This window comes from Paenibacillus gyeongsangnamensis (genome assembly GCF_027533625.1).
GTDB classification, from domain to species: domain Bacteria; phylum Bacillota; class Bacilli; order Paenibacillales; family NBRC-103111; genus Paenibacillus_G; species Paenibacillus_G gyeongsangnamensis.
This window is the reverse complement of sequence record NZ_JAQAGZ010000019.1, coordinates 111,952-130,181: the sequence shown is the minus strand read 5'-3', so window position 1 is coordinate 130,181 and position 18,230 is coordinate 111,952. Positions and strand designations below refer to the sequence as shown.

At 46.1% G+C, this 18,230-nt stretch carries 17 protein-coding genes; 14 read left to right on the top strand and 3 right to left on the bottom strand.

Annotation, left to right across the window (positions count from 1 at the left end; translation table 11 throughout):
- The first annotated feature begins 86 nt into the window (after nt 1-86).
- The 7 genes from O9H85_RS25970 (at nt 87) to O9H85_RS25940 (ending at nt 7,785) form a co-directional block, all read left to right on the top strand.
- Nucleotides 87-899, top strand: coding sequence for a phytanoyl-CoA dioxygenase family protein (locus O9H85_RS25970; protein ID WP_269884324.1), 813 nt, complete (start codon nt 87-89; stop codon nt 897-899).
- Between the two features lie 594 nt (nt 900-1,493).
- Nucleotides 1,494-2,129: a hypothetical protein gene (locus O9H85_RS25965; RefSeq protein ID WP_269884323.1), complete on the top strand. Its 636-nt coding sequence runs from the start codon at nt 1,494-1,496 to the stop codon at nt 2,127-2,129.
- Between the two features lie 173 nt (nt 2,130-2,302).
- Complete coding sequence (locus O9H85_RS25960; protein ID WP_269884322.1) at nt 2,303-3,217, top strand: DMT family transporter; 915 nt, start codon at nt 2,303-2,305, stop codon at nt 3,215-3,217.
- A 908-nt stretch (nt 3,218-4,125) separates the two neighbouring features.
- Nucleotides 4,126-4,557, top strand: a complete 432-nt coding sequence (locus tag O9H85_RS25955; RefSeq protein WP_333474270.1) for a DMT family transporter — start codon at nt 4,126-4,128, stop codon at nt 4,555-4,557.
- A 224-nt stretch (nt 4,558-4,781) separates the two neighbouring features.
- The gene (locus O9H85_RS25950) at nt 4,782-6,308 is read left to right on the top strand and encodes a sulfatase family protein (RefSeq protein ID WP_269884321.1); all 1,527 of its coding nucleotides are present in this window, start codon (nt 4,782-4,784) and stop codon (nt 6,306-6,308) included.
- A gap of 383 nt (nt 6,309-6,691) precedes the next feature.
- Nucleotides 6,692-6,964, top strand: coding sequence for a hypothetical protein (locus O9H85_RS25945; protein ID WP_269884320.1), 273 nt, complete (start codon nt 6,692-6,694; stop codon nt 6,962-6,964).
- A 482-nt stretch (nt 6,965-7,446) separates the two neighbouring features.
- Complete coding sequence (locus O9H85_RS25940) at nt 7,447-7,785, top strand: DinB family protein (RefSeq protein ID WP_269884319.1); 339 nt, start codon at nt 7,447-7,449, stop codon at nt 7,783-7,785.
- Between the two features lie 233 nt (nt 7,786-8,018).
- Here the strand turns inward: O9H85_RS25940 and O9H85_RS25935 are convergent, their stop codons facing one another.
- Together O9H85_RS25935 and O9H85_RS25930 are read right to left on the bottom strand one after the other, a co-directional pair.
- Nucleotides 8,019-8,687, bottom strand: coding sequence for a DUF2642 domain-containing protein (locus tag O9H85_RS25935; protein ID WP_269884318.1), 669 nt, complete (start codon nt 8,685-8,687; stop codon nt 8,019-8,021).
- A gap of 32 nt (nt 8,688-8,719) precedes the next feature.
- Nucleotides 8,720-10,078: an arsenic transporter gene (locus O9H85_RS25930; RefSeq protein WP_269884317.1), complete on the bottom strand. Its 1,359-nt coding sequence runs from the start codon at nt 10,076-10,078 to the stop codon at nt 8,720-8,722.
- Between the two features lie 362 nt (nt 10,079-10,440).
- Here O9H85_RS25930 and O9H85_RS25925 point away from each other — a divergent pair, with 362 nt between their 5' ends.
- Nucleotides 10,441-11,139, top strand: coding sequence for a hypothetical protein (locus O9H85_RS25925; RefSeq protein WP_269884316.1), 699 nt, complete (start codon nt 10,441-10,443; stop codon nt 11,137-11,139).
- Nucleotides 11,140-11,287: 148 nt separating this feature from the next.
- Here the strand turns inward: O9H85_RS25925 and O9H85_RS25920 are convergent, their stop codons facing one another.
- The gene (locus O9H85_RS25920; protein ID WP_269884315.1) at nt 11,288-12,739 is read right to left on the bottom strand and encodes an S-layer homology domain-containing protein; all 1,452 of its coding nucleotides are present in this window, start codon (nt 12,737-12,739) and stop codon (nt 11,288-11,290) included.
- 209 nt (nt 12,740-12,948) lie between these two features.
- Here O9H85_RS25920 and O9H85_RS25915 point away from each other — a divergent pair, with 209 nt between their 5' ends.
- The 6 genes from O9H85_RS25915 (at nt 12,949) to O9H85_RS25890 (ending at nt 18,192) form a co-directional block, all read left to right on the top strand.
- Entirely contained in the window at nt 12,949-13,317 is a 369-nt protein-coding gene (locus O9H85_RS25915) for a YidH family protein (RefSeq protein WP_269884314.1), read from the top strand.
- A 190-nt stretch (nt 13,318-13,507) separates the two neighbouring features.
- Nucleotides 13,508-14,242, top strand: a complete 735-nt coding sequence (locus O9H85_RS25910) for a YheC/YheD family protein (protein ID WP_269884313.1) — start codon at nt 13,508-13,510, stop codon at nt 14,240-14,242.
- Between the two features lie 25 nt (nt 14,243-14,267).
- Nucleotides 14,268-15,137 (top strand): phosphoenolpyruvate mutase, encoded by an 870-nt coding sequence (gene aepX / locus O9H85_RS25905; protein ID WP_269884312.1) that lies wholly within the window; start codon nt 14,268-14,270, stop codon nt 15,135-15,137.
- A gap of 28 nt (nt 15,138-15,165) precedes the next feature.
- Nucleotides 15,166-16,347 carry a phosphonopyruvate decarboxylase gene (gene aepY / locus O9H85_RS25900; RefSeq protein WP_269884311.1) on the top strand — a complete coding sequence of 394 codons (1,182 nt, stop codon included), beginning with the start codon at nt 15,166-15,168 and terminating at the stop codon, nt 16,345-16,347.
- Nucleotides 16,326-17,474 (top strand): 2-aminoethylphosphonate aminotransferase, encoded by a 1,149-nt coding sequence (locus O9H85_RS25895; RefSeq protein ID WP_269884310.1) that lies wholly within the window; start codon nt 16,326-16,328, stop codon nt 17,472-17,474. Before aepY ends, O9H85_RS25895 begins: the two co-directional genes overlap by 22 nt.
- Nucleotides 17,455-18,192, top strand: a complete 738-nt coding sequence (locus tag O9H85_RS25890) for a YheC/YheD family protein (protein ID WP_269884309.1) — start codon at nt 17,455-17,457, stop codon at nt 18,190-18,192. The genes O9H85_RS25895 and O9H85_RS25890 overlap by 20 nt, the downstream gene beginning before the upstream one ends.
- Nucleotides 18,193-18,230: the final 38 nt, after the last annotated feature.

Sequence of the window (18,230 nt, the reverse complement as noted above, 5' to 3'; positions counted from 1 at the left end):
TTGCATAGTTTTTTGAAAAAATCTCCAAGTTTCTCGAGTTCCCGGGTGGTAAGGTAAATTCAGGATGAGAAACGGAGGTATAGATTATGGCAAATGCAGATGTAAAGCGGCAGGAGGTTAGCGAGGAGCAGATGGCGTTCTTCCAAGAGTACGGCTTCGTCCAGGTCGATAACGTATTGACCGCAGAAGAGATTAAAGAGTTAACCATGTTTATAGAGGAGTCCATGAGTGAGGAAGAAGGGCTGTCCGTAAGGACGTCCAATCCAGAGGCGAGGCTGAACTACTACCGCGTGCTGAACCAAAAGGTCAATGTATGGCGCGACCACGCCGGCATGGCGAGATATACGACGCATCCGAAACTTGCCAGCATCGCCTTAAAGCTCTCCGGAGCCAGCGGAATTCGGCTGTTTCACGATCATGCGCTGTGGAAGATGCCCCAGGATTCCAAGGCAACACCTTGGCATCAAGATTTCCCTTATTGGCCCATGAAGGATCAGTTTGCTCATCAGACCTTGTCCGCATGGATTCCACTGGATGATGTGGACGAACAAAACGGCTGCATGATGTTCATACCGGGCTCGCATAAGATCGGCAAGCTCCGCGGCATTAATCTGTCGGATCCGCAGGATATATTTCAATATGTACAAGGCACGGGACTGGACAATACCCAACCGGTCAATGTACCGCTCCGCAAAGGCAGCTGCACATTTCACACGGGACTCACCTTTCATTACTCCCACCCGAACAAAACGGACAAACCCAGGCGGGTGCTCGCTATTATATTCATGCCGGATGGCGTGGTGTATGACGGCAAAGACCATGTCGTGACGAAGCCGCTTAAGCTTGCTCCAGGCACCAGACTGCAAGGGGGAGTGTTCCCGCTGTTAGCCGGAAAGTGAGGCGATAGGAATTCGCATATGCAATAATTGATTGATGCAGTGCCGGCCTGCCCCAGGCTCGGTACTGTTTTTACTTTTTCATGAGAGCGGTTTGTGCCACGCTTTTGTTTTTTCCCTAGAAGAGAGGCAGAGAGGATTGCCTGAATTTGACACCGATCAGAAGCGGCTGGGCGGCGGTTCCCATTCCACAGTTATGTGGCTGATGACGATGCTGAGGATGACGATCCAGGAGACGAAACCGATGAGGCGAAACTGAAATAACCAACTGCCGGTGAGGTAACTCTTTCTAATTATTTTACACCAGGTTCTTGTTAGTATAATCATCGAGAGGTGCCTTCTTCCGAAGAAGAACCTGATTTTTGTTTAGTGGCAAGGCATTCTAATTTAACTGGTGAGTTGAACTGATTACGAGAGATGATAGCGTCATGACGAACAGTCAGTCGGCATTATTGGCTGCCTGTTGAACTAAAGGGCAGTTATGCGCAGAAAAAGTGGTATAAAATCACAAAAAAACATGGGGACTCCAATTCCATGTTATGGTAATATCGACGTATTAAATCAAACTTAGATAAATTAAAAGAGGGGAATTATGCTATGACCACTGTTGGAATCTTAGGGACGATACATAATAATGAATTAAGAGATAGGTATCAATGTCCTCTCGATCTTTATAAGGAGATTATTTTGGAGTTTAAGCCGGATATTATATGTGGCGAAGTTCATCCGAGAAGCTGGGAAAAGTACTTAAATAACAAAAAAGAAAAAGGTTATTGGGGAGAACCCGCTAGTGAATATTGGGAACTGATTTTCCCTTTATGTGAAGAGCACAGTATTGAGTTTGTCCCCATTGACTGGTTTGAACCGGATGTCTGGAACAATTTTTCGCCATTCGAAGATTATTCAAAAGAGGAACAGACTGAGCTTGAGAAAATTGATGACGAATGGTTTTCAAAGCAAATGAATGCTCACTCTTATGGAACTATTCCTTTTAATTCGAAGGAGTTTGATAATTTAGCCAAGCAAAAATATGATTGGTTGTTTCAGATCAATCCAGTATCGCAAAATTTTCGGTGGATAGTCAGGAACCATATTATGATTAAACGGGTAGTAAACACATTTAAAGCCAATCCCGATAAAAGGATTCTTTGTATTGTTGGCGCAGACCATAATTATTTCTTTTATGAGGAATTAAGAAAGGAAGCAATTACACTTAAATATCCTTTAAGATAATAACTTCATCCCAGCATGGCAGAATTGCGCTAACGGAGTACGATAGCATGGTGATGGGTTTGAATAATTCGAGTATAATGGGTTTAAGAAGGGAAGCCCTTCGAACCCGCTGAGGCAGTGGACGAGGGGCTATCGCAGTTATCTAATTCGAGCGTCAAGGAGAACACAATTTCATGCCAGATCGTACAGTACTGCTTAAATTATGGGGCGTCTCCCTGCTCTGGGGAGGCAACTACGTGGCGAGCGCGTACATGTTGCGCGATTTCTCTCCGATTTTTCTTTCTTTTGCGCGCTTGGTTGTCATGTCGTTCTTCCTCATTTCGGTGGCAATCATCAATAAATCGATGCGGTGGCCGAAGATTCGCGAGTGGGGCTTGCTGCTGATGGCCGGCATCACTGGCACGCTGATCAACCAGTTGTTTTATTTTACCGGTCTGCAGGAGTCAACGGCGGGCAACGCTGCGCTAATCATCGCGCTGGCCCCAATCGCGACGACGCTGATGTCGCGTATGTTCCTCAAGGAGGTCATCACTGGGCAGAAGTTGGTCGGAGCCATGGTGGCTCTCATCGGCGTCGTCTGCATCGTCCTGTACGGAGGCAAGCAGCTAGGCATCTCCCACGGCGATGTGTATTTGCTTGTTGCGATGCTTGGCATGTCAGTCAGCCTGCTGTTCATCAACAAGCTGACGAAGGCGATGACTTCGTACGAGGTGACGATCTACTCCACGGTGATCGGCACGATCCTCATGTCGCCGGCCGTCGCGGTAGAAGCGCTGAACGGCGACATGCACGCCAGCCATCGGGTGTTCACATGGGCGCTGCTCGTCTGCGTTGCCGTCATCGGCCAAGGGCTTGCAGGCTTCTGGTGGAACCAGGGCATCGCGGTCGCTGGTGCATCCATGAGTGCCATGTTCATGAACATCCCGCCTTTTATCGCCATCATCGTCAGCCATTTTGTGCTGGGTGACCCGATCCTGCTCGCGCAGCTCAGTGGCGGGGTGCTGATCCTGGCCGGCGTCGCTATCACGAACATGAAGCAGCGGCTGCCGCACGAGCCAAAAGCTGGATTGGGCGCAAAGGGTGCCTAATGGCCGAGTCAGCGGATAAGGAGCGAAACATTGGATCTGCCCGGCTGCAAATACGGCTCACGAATCACGCCGGGCGGGTCTTTTCGTTGTCACGGGGACACAACACCTTCTTTGTGGATGAACGGCTCATCGGCCAGACGTGGGGGTACGATCGTTCAGCCCCGGCTACCGATAAATACACCTCTAGCTAACAGAGGTCAACCAGTAAAAACTGGCTGACCTCATAATACGACGGGTACGTTAGCATAACGATACCAGACTGACGACAACAACGGCAGCCCGTTCTAATGGAGAACGATTACAGCAACATCGTCGTGAAGAAATCTGTAATAAAAATGCAACCTGATTTTTAAACTGTGTTAATGAACTAAGATTATAATAAAACTTGACCCCCTTTTTAATATATAAACCTTTTAGACCCGCAGCATGAGCTGTGGGTCTCTTTCTGTAGTTTGAACCGAGGGAAGGGCAGATTACTTTAATGGTACGGTAGTTGAACGAACCAAGGAGCAGTTTACCACGGTGGCAGCTGCTCCTTGATTTTATTAAAACTATGATAGGTTACTGTCTAATAAAATCCCCACTTGTTTTTCCATGACCAGAGGCGGATATGGCATTCTATTAGCAAACCACCATTACATGTCATTAAGATTCATTCTCCTTATCATGGATTCACTATTAAATTATGCTAGGAAACTTAATATGTATGGACGTTGGGCAATGGGGAAATGCCTTATTTTGCTGGGAAGCATGTTATTCGTTTATGATTTAGTCACCAAATCTCCAGCGCGTAAAGAGAAGTTAAACCTATATAAGATTATTTCAATAGCTATGGGTTTTATGGGAACAATTCTTCTCATAACAAAAGGCGATTTAGCAAATATAAATTTCCGAACTTCAAGGGGGACATATTCGCGGTTTTAGCTGCAGTAAGTTGGGGGCTGTTTACGAACCTTATTAAGAAGAATCAGAAAGATATTCTGGTTAGCACTTTTTTTATAACAATTGTTGCTTTTGTTTTATCGGTCGGAGCTAATCTTGCGTCATCCCGCTTTATAATTCCTCAAAAAACAGACTTTTACGGTGTATTATGGTTGAGTATGAGCAATATTGTACTTGGATTTTTCTTATATTTTCGGGCATTGAAATACTCTTCGGCATCATTAATTGCAAGCTTTACATTCTTTACCCCATTTGTCACTCTTATCTTTATCGTTTTATTATTGGGTGAAAAACTGACCGTTACGGACTGTCTTGCGGCAATACTAATCATTTTCAGTGTTCCGATTCAGAAGGTTGGAAATTTAGTCAGTAAAAAAGATGAGCAATTGCTAAACTGAGGGACGGGTACGATAGTTCAACCACGAATAGGCTGTCGGTATGATCGGCAGCCTATTCAGCTATCAAGCGTTAGTCGACTGAACACGCAAAAAAGTACAATTGCCGGAAAGGCTGTGCTTTGTTAATGTTAGTCGTACAGCGCTATAGAGCGAGACGGGGTTGTGATTTTATTAGGAAGGCGGAGTTGCCGTCGTTCCCGTAAATACCGGAGGAGATGAAGCATATGAAGCCAAATATTATTTTTCTGATGACAGACCAGCAGCGCTGGGACTGCATAGGACGATACAATAGGCATATTCTGACGCCGAATATCGACCGGCTGGCGGATGAGGGCATCCTCTACAATCAGGCGGTGTGCCAGGCGCCGATGTGCGTGCCCAGCCGATATTCGATGATGTACGGCCTCTATCCCTCGCAGCTAGGTGTACGCACGAATTATGGCGGCATTACGAAGGAGGAGCTGCTGCCTTCCGCTCCGCTTCCTGAGCTTATGCGCAGAGCCGGCTATCAAACCGCAGGCTTCGGAAAGACGCATTGGAATCACAATGCACAGGGTAAGGCGGAGCCGTCGGCCCGGGGATTCGAGCACCGCGCTGTCGGATTGGCGCGCGAGAGCGGCCATTACGAGCAAGGTGCCGTCATGATGGGCGATATCCATCCCGAGCGGCTGCAAGCTTATATGGACGAGACGAAGGACTACGGCGCGGGCGAAGAGAACGCGAGCGGCTATATCGGCCGAACCAGCGGCATACCGATGAACCATCACCGCGACGGCTGGGTTGCCGAGCAATGCTTGCATTTCATCGAGGAAGGCGGTATTGACTCGACGAGACCGCTGTTCTTATATTTGTCGTTTCTGAAGCCGCATGCAGGCTTCAATGTGCCTAAGGAATTTGAAGATCTTTACCGGCTGGAGGATATACCCGAATTACCGCAGCCGCCTTGGGAGACGGAAGTGGAGACGCACCTTGCTGCCACGGATATGATTAATCAAGGAAGCCGCAAGGCATATCTGGATAAGCGGGCCGTTTGGGAGAGCATGACAGCGTTGGAGCGCCGGCGGACAACCCTTCGCTATTGGGCGAATTGCACGTGGCTGGATCATTACTTCGGTCAGGTGCTGGACAGGCTGCGGATTAGGGGCGTGCTCGACAATGCCATGATTGTGTTCGTATCGGATCACGGGGAGATGCTGGGCGAGCGTCGTTTCCGGTTTTCGAAATATTGCTTGTACGATAGCAGCGTACGTGTTCCGTTGATCTTATCGGGCTCCTTCATCGCACCGGAGAAGCGAGGCACCGTCGACGACAGACCGGCCGAGCTAGTCGATTTGGTCCCTACGCTGTCCAAAGTTGCCTGCTTGCCGCGGAATCCGATGCTGCCTGGGCTCGATCTGCTCGGTGATGCGGTGCGAAGAGGGTCGTTCTGCGAATTCCATGGCAAGGGAGCGCCCGTACACTCTGCGCCTGCTTATATGTGGAGGACAAAAGAGTGGAAGCTGATTCTGTACTTGGAGGGAGCTGCAGGAAACGAAGCTCCGGGCAGCCAGGAAACGCGCGGGGAGCTATACCATCTCCAGAGTGATCCGCACGAGTGGACGAATCTGTATGGGGACGAGGCGCATGCCAAGGTCCGAGAACGGCTGAAGACGGAGCTGCTGATGCAGTTGGCGGTGGCATGGGCCAAAGCCCCGGTCTTTTATGACAAGCGGGGGTTGGCGGGGCTGGAAGCTTATTATGACCAGGCATGAGGTCGGGCTGATGACTTCCATGATGAGCTGATAGACGAGAGGATTTATGCACGATCTGGAATACAAAGGCTGCTTTCGCTGCAATGACGATTTTTTCAACCGGAATTGGGATGCGGGTGCTTATACCGTTCATTTGAATATGCAGGATTATTTGTGAGACGGTATCAAGCGGGATCGCCTAGTCTGGACGGGTGACATGCATCCGGAGAAATTTATATTAACATATAAAGTCAAAGCCACTCCTAACAATGGAGTGGTTTCTTTGTTATACCTAAGTAAAATATAAAAATGGATGTATCACCCTAAATGTACGTCCAAACAAATCAGAGATTACAGGAATATATTGTATCCTATTATACCTTTAATAGCAGGAGGTAATGAAAATGGGAAGGTTTCTTGATTTGAGAGTTTCTGAGAATTCCAACACTTTCGGTTCCCCCGGTACAGTCATAACTACAGTTCCTGCATTGTTTGGTGTTATCGGTCTGCAAACGCAAGGCGTAGCGGGCACAGGAACGAATGGCCTTATTGTTAATCTTACGGGAACCGTAGGTGTAAATGTTTCAGCTGAGACAACCACAACCGTATTCTTAATATACAAAGGGGTTCCGCTATATTCGGCAGCGGCACCATCATCTATACAGCTGAGCATGTAATTGAATCTATTAATATTTCTGTAACTAACTTGATTACGTTCAATGCTGTTGACCTTAACGCTCCTGCAGCCTTAGAAACTGTTTATGCAGTGTTTATAAGCGCCACTGGTTCAACGGGGGTTGTTACCTGTACCGGCCCTGAATCTTTTTCCGGTATTGCCCAGAACGGTTTAGCACCTACTCCGTAAATTCGGGTTCGCAGTACCGAGGACAGGCTTACGAGCTTGTCCTTTTTTCTTTAGTTGAAATATCGAGAGAGCTTTCGTCCAAACGTAAATTTGATTCCATTATCATCATAAGTTAGAATTTTTAAGTGGAATATCTAATTTATCTAACGGAGGACGATACAAAATGGCTTCCCATGCGATATTAAACACGTTTAACATTGTTCGACAAATGACACTTGGAAAAATTGAATCCATCCATGAAGATCTTTTCGATGTTCAACCACCAATTCAACAATACGATAAGATGGAAATCATATGATTTCAACCCTGAATTCCTTGGTGTTTACGCGTATTGATGGAAAATCATTAATTCCACAGGAATTCACGGATCTCTTTAAAGGCGGCACAAGACCTTCCGACTGGTCTACAACCCCACCTTCTAAAGCAGAACTGGTTGATTTGTTAAAGAAACAATTGAATGATCTTAATGAAACTTTCGGGAATAGAATAGACGAACAATTAGGATCTCCACTTCAAATTCGTGATTTTAAATTTGAAACCGCTGGCGAAGTTATAGGTTTCGCAATGTATCACGAAGGTTTGCATGTAAGTACAATTAATGATTTGCTTAAAGTAATTAATCATCAAAAATAATGATCAAAAAAAGCGATCGGTGATTATTATTAATCACCTGATCGCTTTTTAAATGCTGAAGTCAACGACTATTTCCATTTCAAATGCTGCTTTCTAATGCTCTCAAAATGGAGCCTTCTTTTTAGCGATAAAGTATAAAATGCCCAAGCTTTTTATACCCTGTTCACATATAATTGTGGTGTACGTTGCTTATACCTTTTCGAACGACTTTCTGTTATGGAAGGTCGTTTTTTTTATGGAATATATACCGTTTTTAAATGATGTGTTCCCAAGAGCACCTCATCTCCACTGGCATTTACAAGTTTCATGAACTGGATGCCTGCCTTTTGAAGCACGCCTATTTTATTGGGATGATCTCCAAGATCAAAAACAACTAAATTTCCTTCGAGTCGTTTACATTGTTCTTCAAACGTTCGGGATAAAGGAATATGGACAGGATTTACAGGCAGGGATTGGTTGCTAAGGGAATAGGGGACTTGGTCAGGATGATATGGAATCAACCATTTCAAATGGTTCATGGAGACAAACGTACCTTTGTAAACAGGGGAGTAGAAGACGAAGTAGTCATTCATAACACTGGTTATATAGCCATGGATGGATTTGTTTCCCGTTACATAAATCTCTGCAAAAAGTCCTTTCGCATGGTCTAAGATATTTCGGAGTGTGATGCTCTCGTTATGAGAATCAATCGGTCCTTTCGTTAGATTGGCGGTTTCATCATTCGACTGCGAATTGCTTTTTTTCAGGTTCTGTACATGGACCAATGGAATATAAAGGTACCGCTGTTCATGAAAAAGAACCATCAGATCCAATCCCAGATCGATTAATTTTCCAGTGAAGACATTGTTCCCTGAAAGCTCTACTTTCACTTGTTGATCAATAAGCTCGCGAGGATCACTCATATTTTAACCTCCCTGTGTTGATTTAAATGGAGTTAAAAAATCCATTGAACCCAGTATGCCAGAAGGACTAATGTGAAAATTACAGTGATCGGGATGACGGTGGAAGTTACTTTCAAGTATTCTTTCCAGCTTATTTTGACTTTACCTTTCTTAAGAATGTGCATCCACATCAAGGTAGCCAGTGTTCCGATGGGTAAAAGAAGGGAACCGACGTCGCTGCCAATAACACTTGCCAGGTAAGAAATTTTCAAGGTAAGAGGATCCAGCCCCATGTTCGTTAGGGTAAGAGTTCCGACCATCAAGGCAGGATGGTTGTTGAAAAAATTCGACAGAATGGACAAGAGAATACCCATCATGACACTCGCGTGAAGTATGCTGCCAGAGACAAGCGGCTGCATGAAATGGATAAGCCAATGAGTTAATCCGATGTTATTTAAACCGTAGATAATCACGTACATGCTGAAGGCAAATATGAGGATATACCATGGTGTTTTTTTAATCATATCGGCAGGAGAAATTTTCAAATGATACCAGCGCCACGCTAATAAGAATAGGGAGCCGAAAACAGCCATTAACGGAACCGGAAAGTGGATGTAGGAAGCTGCGAAGAGGCTTACCCGCACGCAAAAAACAAATATCAAAATATTACGCATGAATTTGGTTCGATTTTCTCTGGGGATGAGTGTAGTGTCTGCATCTTTTAACGGGTGATATCCCGATTTGGGGGAATGATTCCAGATTCCTTGCTTAACCTCGGGGAGTCGACGCGGGAGGGTCTTATAGAATGTGGCAAACAGCAGGAACGTTAGGAACACCAGCCCGAGCGAAGCGGGAACGAACATCATCGCCGTGTGCATGTACAAGTCCATGTGAACAATTTTTAAGGCAATCAAGTTCACAATATTGCTTACTCCAATGGGGGCGCTTGAAGCTGTTGCGATTAGGGCGCCGGATAGTAAATAAGGGATCTTTTGATGGTTTTTAAGCCCCAGGTGTTGAAGCAGCATTAACAGAATCGGTGTTGTGATAAGAATGCTGCCATCGTTGTTAACGAAAAGGGTCATGAGAAAACAAAATAAGTTTGTGAGCCAGAATAATCGGATGCCGGATCCTCTAGCTCGTTCCAACAATTGTTCGGCTGCCCAATTAAAGAAACCGAAGCTTTCCAATACAATCGCCATGACGATCGTTGCCATAATGGTGATGGCAGCTCCGCCTATGGTTTCGGTTATGACTCCTAAATCCGTTAAAGAAACACTTCCGCTAAGAAGAACCACAATTGCACCCATCGTTGCAGGTATGGCTTCATTCACATGAGGACGCCAGAAAATAAAAGATATGGTGCATAAAAAAGCCAATACCGTAATGGGTATCATTAAATCATGTAGCATTTACTTAACCTCTCTTCTATTAAGGTAGAAGCCTGTTTGTCTAGTAAATCTAGTATTTCTACCTGTGTAAGCCAAGTAAAACTAAGCTAATCCATGGTGTGTGTCCCTCCTTTATATATATCTAGTTGGTTATTTTAAGTGGTACAGTATATTTATATGTCTCGGAGATTAAGCGTGTAATAGATATTTCCCCAATTCTAGTATTTTCAACTATTTGATATAAATGATATGTTTCTCTCGTTGACATTCTATTCCCACTGATATTTATCTTTTAATGTCATACATGCGGGAAGGACAACCAATGGCCTCGTCGTCCAAATTTTGGTATGATAATTTTGTAACCATGAACGGGGTGGAGAAACATGCAGGTTCGGGGCAGGAGATTTCGGCCCGTTTGGATGGGTATCGGGGCTATTATTATAGGCATGGTGTTACTTTTTGCCATTTCGATGGCTGATGAACTGCCTGGAGGATTCGCAGACTGGCGGATGTCGCATGCCATAGGGCTGAACGAAACGATTCGCATTCCACTGGGCAGGACTCCAGATGAAGCCGTTCAAAAGTTCCGGCATTTTCCATTCATGCAGGTCATTCATCGAGAACCATTGGAAGGAGGCGTCCTTCTATTCATCAAGCGCTTTACCGGGCAAGAAGGAAGCGATCTTCAAGTAGAGTACGTACGGAAAGCGTGGTTTGGATGGAAATGGGTTTGGGGCGGAGGATATGGAATCGGTGGAAACAAGAATCCTAAATCACCCAAGTCAGCGTTAAATTATATGATAATGCCGAGAGTGAACAATTCCCCTTTCCCTATGGTGTTCGGTGATATTCTGGATGCATCCGTTAAGAGTATCATCGTTACCGCAGGTGGTGCAGGATCCGGACAATACACCGCCAAACTTGCCGGTGCGGAAGCTGGGCATGCGATTTGGTTCGCATTTCTTCCTTCTTCAGCGGAACCTCCCTACGATATCCAAGGTTTTAATCCAATGGGAGCCCCCGTGGCTCATTTAACAACTAACGATCCGCATGGCAGCGGTTCAATAGATCTCCGAGATTAATTAAAAACCAGCATTTTTTGAAAAAATGCTGGTTTTTTGTTCGTTGATAAGACTTTATAAGTTTCCGTAACTTATAGCTTCGCATCAACCTTGGTAAACGCGCTGGTCCTCATAATACAAGGACGGCGTAGCCGTTTATCCTGGCATACTACTTCTTCAAGCGGGTCCAGCTCTCGTAATCGTGTACGGCATACCCCGTGTAGGAGGCGCGGCTTTGGAGAGTATCGATTACTTTCCCGAGCTCCTGCATCATTAGCGTCTGTCCTTTATTATAAAAGGTAATGGGCCCTTCGCTGCTCGGCTTCGTTTCAACAGAGACAATAATGGATTTGCCGTCTTTGTCCGCCTCATCCATTTTAGTTGCGACACTGCTGAGAATATCGTTCGAATTGTCCCGATAAGCCATCAGGGTCGTTTGATCAAGCTCTTGAATCATCCATTCGGATAAGGTCGTACGTCCGCCATGTCCATCCGGCACATTGAACTTGTCGAGCCATACCGGTAAATCGGCCCCTACGGTTAAATGAGGGGAATCTTTTTTGATCTCATCAACGAAGCCGCTTACCGTATCTCTCCATAACCCAAGCATCGTATCCGTGTTCTGATACCATACCGGCATAACGAACGGCTCCACGTCGAGATGGATTCCTTTGAACTGTTGATTGGCCTGGACTTTGTTATTGTAGTTTTTGACCCAATCGATCAGCTTGTACATTTTAATCTGGTTTTCAGGCAATATCCAATTGGGTGCTCCCCCCAAGGCATGAACCTCAATGCCAAGAGCACCGGCTTTCGAAATAAAATCCGCGTATTCGTTTGAAGACATATCCGGATCAATCTGCAGAAAAACGAGGTTGATTTTGTTTTGCTGGAGAAACTGGAACACCTCGTCTTTTTTCTGCAGAAGCGAATCGCTATTCCAAAGCCAGGTGGCATTATACTTCGGTTTTCCCGCGGCTGCAGCGGTTTTGTTCGGACTGCCGGGTACCGTCTTGATCGATAAATCGAGCAATGCGGCCATTTCCTGGCGTGTCATCAGTTCCTGCGGCCGATAGGACCATACATCACCGGTTTGCGAAACGTCCGCACCGTACCATCCGCGGGCAATCACACTGCTAATCGCTTCTACCGCCCAGTTGTCGGGTTTTTCACGGAAGTTCAGAACAGGACCGGGGGACTGTCCGCTTTTTTTGGCATAACGCCAGACCATGGCAGAGGCTTCTTCGCGTTTAACGGGTTTATCGGGTGAAAATATCGTATCCGAGGTGCCGTCTATGATCCCGGCTTGATAAGCGGCGCGTACATAAGGTGCAGACCAATGCCCTTGAATGTCCGTAAACGGCACCGGATTGCCGTTATCTTTTAATTGAAAAGCAGCTGACAGAAATTTTGCAAACTGGGCGCGGGTCAACGTCTGTTCCGGACCAAATAAACCTTGACCTATCCCGTCGACGATACCGAATTTCTTTAAATCATCAATATAGGGGAGATATGAACTGGAAGGCGGTATGTCTGTGAAGGATTCCGCTAATACAGGAGCTTCCGTACATGAAAGTGTGGTGGCGAGAGCAACGGACAAAATGAGCGTCATTTTTTTCATTCTTATTCCTCGCTTGTTGTGTTTTTTCTATGCAGCAGCACGCAAACTAAATCACAGAAGTTTTGCAGCATTTTCCATACTGGCAACAAGTTCACTCTGTTATGTATTCGTAAGCGGCTGCCGTTTTCCGTCTGTCCATGAGATTTGTGGTTATCCTAAAGGTGTAGCTTTCTCGCATCAACAATCCAAATTTGTTGGGGGATATCATGATGAACACGAATCAAACTAAGGATTCAAAATATATTCAGCAGCACTTAGCAAATGAAAGAACATTTCTTGCGTGGGTAAGGACCGGAATTGCGATTGTAGGGCTCGGTTTTTTAGCGGCCGGTGTAGTATTTCGGTCAACGCCTTATGATCATATGGGACATACCATTGCGCTGATTGTTGGGGTGGGATCTGTTATCATCGGCGGATTGGTTTTAGCCTTGGCCACCAGGGATTACTTCGCAAAACGGGAAGGAATAAACAACGAAGCGTTCCGAGCATCTTCGTTGACGATATGGATTGTTTTTTTGAGTCTAGGTTTAATTGATTTATCTTTAGTGATTTTAGTTTTGGTTTTGTTGCTTTTTTAAAAGAGGATTGGAATGAGCATCATTGGGATGCCGATATCATCGCGTTTGAATTATGCGCTCTGCCTTCATAGGCAGGGCGTTTTTTTTGCCCCGTTCAATCTTAAAAAATTTTAATAAAAACGGATTGATGCCCTTTCAAGAGAGACAGGGCCTGAATAAAATTATTAAAAACATGAAAAGTGGGATAAATTTGACAATTGGAAAAATGATCAAACACAAAGAGCTGCTTGGGCGTCCGACACTCAGGAAATATTTGCCTGAAACGCATTGGATTACACCGGCAAGGACCTTGCGGATGATGAGATCGTATTCGACCATTTTCATCAAGCCCAATAAGGGCAGCGGAGGAACAGGTATCATCCGGGCGAAAAGAATACGAAATGGCTACGAGGTTCGCAGTGGACAAAGTCGCAAGGTGGTCGGTTCCGGTTCCTTATACAGAGCGATTCAATCCTTCCAGAAGCCGTCCCAACGATACCTTGTGCAGAGAGGGCTCCAATTGGGCCGCTACAAGGGCGCGATCTTCGATGCCAGGATTTATATGCAGAAACCCGTATCGGGATGGGTTATTTCCGGAATGGCTGCCCGCGTGGCCGCTCCCCAGCGTTTTGTTACCAATTACCATAAAGGAGGGCACGCAGCGCCGCTGCACAAAGTGCTTTTGAGTCTGTTTGGGAAACGAAGAAAAGCGAATGACCGCTTGAGTAAAATAGCCGCCTTATCCTATAGCATTGCGGCAACCATCAATAAGCACCATCCCATTCGAGAGCTGGGGATTGATCTTGGTATAGAGAAGAGCGGCCGCATTTGGTTCATTGAAGCCAATTCGAGGCCCGGCCATATGTTATTCAAACAATTGCCCGACAAAACCATGCTGAATACGATTATGAAAAACAAGCGTCTGATTCGGAGGCTGCACTCCTGATATTTATAAAATAAGGAGAATTTCAATGAAAAAAACACAGCAACTAAAACAAATGATCGGCTCGAAACATCTGGAGTTTATCATGGAGGCCCATAACGGCCTGTCAGCAAAAATCGTCGAAGAGGCCGGGTTTAAAGGAATTTGGGCCAGCGGATTATCGATATCTGCTGCCATGGGCGTGAGAGATAATAACGAGGCTTCCTGGACGCAGGTGCTGGAAGTTCTGGAATTTATGAGCGATGCAACGTCCATCCCGATTTTGCTTGACGGGGATACGGGCTATGGAAACTTCAACAATGCCAGGCGGTTGGTTAAAAAGCTGGAGCAGCGCGGAATCGCAGGCGTTTGCATTGAAGATAAGCTGTTTCCGAAAACGAACTCGTTCATTAATGCGAAGGCCCAGCCGCTGGCCGACATGGATGAATTTTGCGGGAAAATTAAAGCAATGAAGGATACACAAACCGATGAAGATTTTATGCTTGTGGCAAGAGTGGAAGCGTTTATTACAGGGTGGGGGATTGAAGAGGCTCTTAGGCGCGCGGAGGCTTACCGTCTGGCGGGGGCCGATGCCGTGCTGATTCACAGCAAAAGATCGGACAGCTCGGAAATCGAAGCGTTTATGAAAGAATGGGGGGGAAGATTGCCGGTCGTGATTGTGCCTACCAAATATTATTCCACACCGACCGTCAGGTTCCAGGAGCTCGGAATCAGCCTCGTGATCTGGGCAAACCATAATCTCAGGGCTTCGATAGACGCTATGAAAAAAGTTACCGGGCAAATTTTTCAGGATAACGGGCTGGTTCAAGTGGAAGGCAAGATCGCTACCGTAGAGGAAGTGTTCAGACTTCAAGGGGCGGAGGAGCTTAAGAAGGCCGAAAAAAAATATCTTCCCTGAGGCGAAGAAAGATTAGGGTGAATCACGGATGCTTAATACAAGAAGGTTTGGAGATGAACTGAAAAAATTAGGGTTTACGCTCTTTAGCGGCGTTCCGTGCTCCTTTTTGAAAAGCTTAATCAATTATGCGATCAATGAGTGCGAATATATTGCAGCGGCCAACGAAGGGGATGCCGTCGCCATTGCTTCAGGTGCTTATATGGGGGGGAAAAAGCCGGTCGTTCTGATGCAAAATTCGGGACTGACCAATGCCGTTTCACCCTTAACCTCTCTTATTTACCCGTTTCGGATTCCGCTTCTTGGCTTTGTCAGTCTCCGCGGAGAGCCTGGCATTCCCGATGAACCCCAGCACGAACTGATGGGCCGAATCACAACGCATATGCTCGATTTGATGCAAGTGGAGTGGCAGTATCTTTCCGGCGATTTGGAGGAGGCCAAAAGTCAATTGCAGCAGGCGGATCAGCATTTGGAACAAAACAGGTCCTTTTTCTTTGTCGTCCGGAAAGGAACGTTCGGTGAAGAAGCTCTGCAAAAACGACAATCCGCCGTTCATTTGAATCAAATCAAAGTGCCGGCTCATGCGGAGGATCAACTCCCGGCACGGCACGAAGCACTGAGAGTCATCAATGCCATGAAGGACGATAACACCCTGCAGCTGGCCACAACCGGAAAGACCGGGAGGGAATTATACGAAACCCAGGATTCCGATCATAACCTGTACATGGTAGGCTCGATGGGATGTATAAGCTCGTTTGGGCTTGGTTTAGCGTTAACCCAAACAAGTAAGGATATTATAGTCATTGACGGGGACGGCTCCTTGCTTATGCGTATGGGAAGTCTGGCCACATCCGGTTATTACCAGCCGGGCAATATGCTCCATATTTTGCTTGACAACAATGCTCATGATTCGACGGGAGGGCAAAGCACGGTATCTCACAATACCGATTTCGTAACGATTGCCGCTTCCTGCGGCTACGCGAAGTCTCTATACGTTCATAGCTTGGAAGAATTAGAGGCTTCCTACAAGGAATGGAAACATACAAAAGGCTTGACCTTCCTCTATTTGAAAATATCCAGAAGCTCCATGGATCAGCTGGGCCGGCCGGGTATCAAGCCTTATGAGGTAAAGGAACGGCTGCGGCGGTTTATAGCAAACCAGCCGTCAGCGTATAAGGAAGAGGGAGAGATATGCGGGCAATCAAGAGAATGATTTTGCTTAATCCCGGACCGGCAACGACCACGGACAGCGTGAAATGGTCTCAGGTAGTTCCGGATATTTGCCCCCGTGAAACGGAATTCGGCCTATTGATGGCCTATGTATCCGAAGAGCTGACCCGTTTGGCTGCCGATCCGAATCATTACACGACGGTTTTGTTCGGCGGCTCCGGTACCGCAGCGGTAGAATCGATGCTAAGCTCCGCTGTGGATAACGGGATGACGATCATCATCAATAACGGCGCGTATGGGAAGCGGATGTGTGAAATTGCCGAAGCGTACGGGCTGAATTACCTGGAATTTAAGAGTCCTCCCGATGATGCCGTGGATTTGAATGCTTTGGAACAAGCTATTCAATCCTCTGAGCAACCCGTCTCCCATCTTGCTGTCGTTCACCATGAAACGACAACAGGCCTATTGAACGATATTAAGGCAATCGGGGACATATGCTGGCGGCACCAAATCGACATGATCGTGGATGCCATGAGCTCGTTTGCGGCCATCCCAATTCAAATGAAAGAAATGAATATTTCCTACCTCGCATCCAGCTCTAACAAAAACCTTCAAGGCATGCCCGGAGTTTCCTTCGTCATAGCGGAAAAAAGGAAATTGGAGCTCTTGAAGCACAAGAAACAGAGGAATTATTATTTGAATTTATTCGCTCAATATCAATATTTTTCGGAGCATCTGCAAATGCGCTTTACCCCGCCTGTGCAGACCTTATATGCCCTAAAACAAGCAATAGACGAATTAAAACAAGAAGGGATGGCGAGGAGATACGAGAGGTATGTAAAATCATGGGAAACCCTCATTAACGGACTCTCCCGATTAGGGTTAACCTATATCGTCCCCGAACTCTACCATTCCAAATTGATTACCGCCATTGCGGAACCGGATTGTGCCGGGTACTCCTTCCAAGAGATGCACGATTATTTTTACAAGCAAGACATCATGATTTATCCCGGCAAACTCAGTGGGTTAAACACCTTCAGGATCGCCAATATAGGGGACATTACTTACAAGGATATAGAAACATTTCTGGTGCTTCTTGAACGGTATCTTATAAGTATTGGTTTTATCAGGGGTGAGGAGGTGAACATAGATGTCGGCGACAAAAAATAAATGGTTGAAATATAAGCTTCTGAGAAACTACAAACCGCTCGCGTCCCATGTCCCCGAAACGAAAAGGATGACAAGAGATGCCTTATGGCGTCTGGTCAGAAAGTATACTCATGTCATCATTAAACCGGTTTGGGGAAGCAGGGGACGCGGCGTTATTCAAATCTCTTCGCTAGGGAACAACCATTATGCGGTGCATTATGAGAATGTAAGAACTACGATACACGGCAAGGAACAGACTTATCGCTATATCAAAGGAATAATCGGTTCAACCAGCTATATGGTTCAACGCAGAATTTCCCGTCCGACCATCGGCGGCCGTCCTTTCGATCTAAGGGTCATTATACAACGCAAAAGAAACTCCGCAGCATGGGTAGTCACCGGAAAAGTGGCCAAAGTCGCAGGAAGAGGCTATATCGTCTCGAATAATGGGAGAAGCAAAGGAACCTTGCTTCCGGTTCCAACCGCCTTGCATCATTCTACAATCAGACATCATTCCGCGATGAACCTGCTGTCCAAGATCCATCGCGTTTCCATACGATCGTCAAAGCACCTGGCTTCTTATTTTCCGGGCCATCGTATATACGGATTGGATGTAGGAGTGGATATCAACGGAAAGGTTTGGATTATCGAAGCGAATCTTTATCCTTCCATGTCCCATTTTCTTAAATTGAAGGATAGAACGATGTATCGCCGGATTATGTCATACAAAAAGAGCTGAAAAGTTAAAGCTTGCGGCTATTTTAGAAAAAGCCTTAC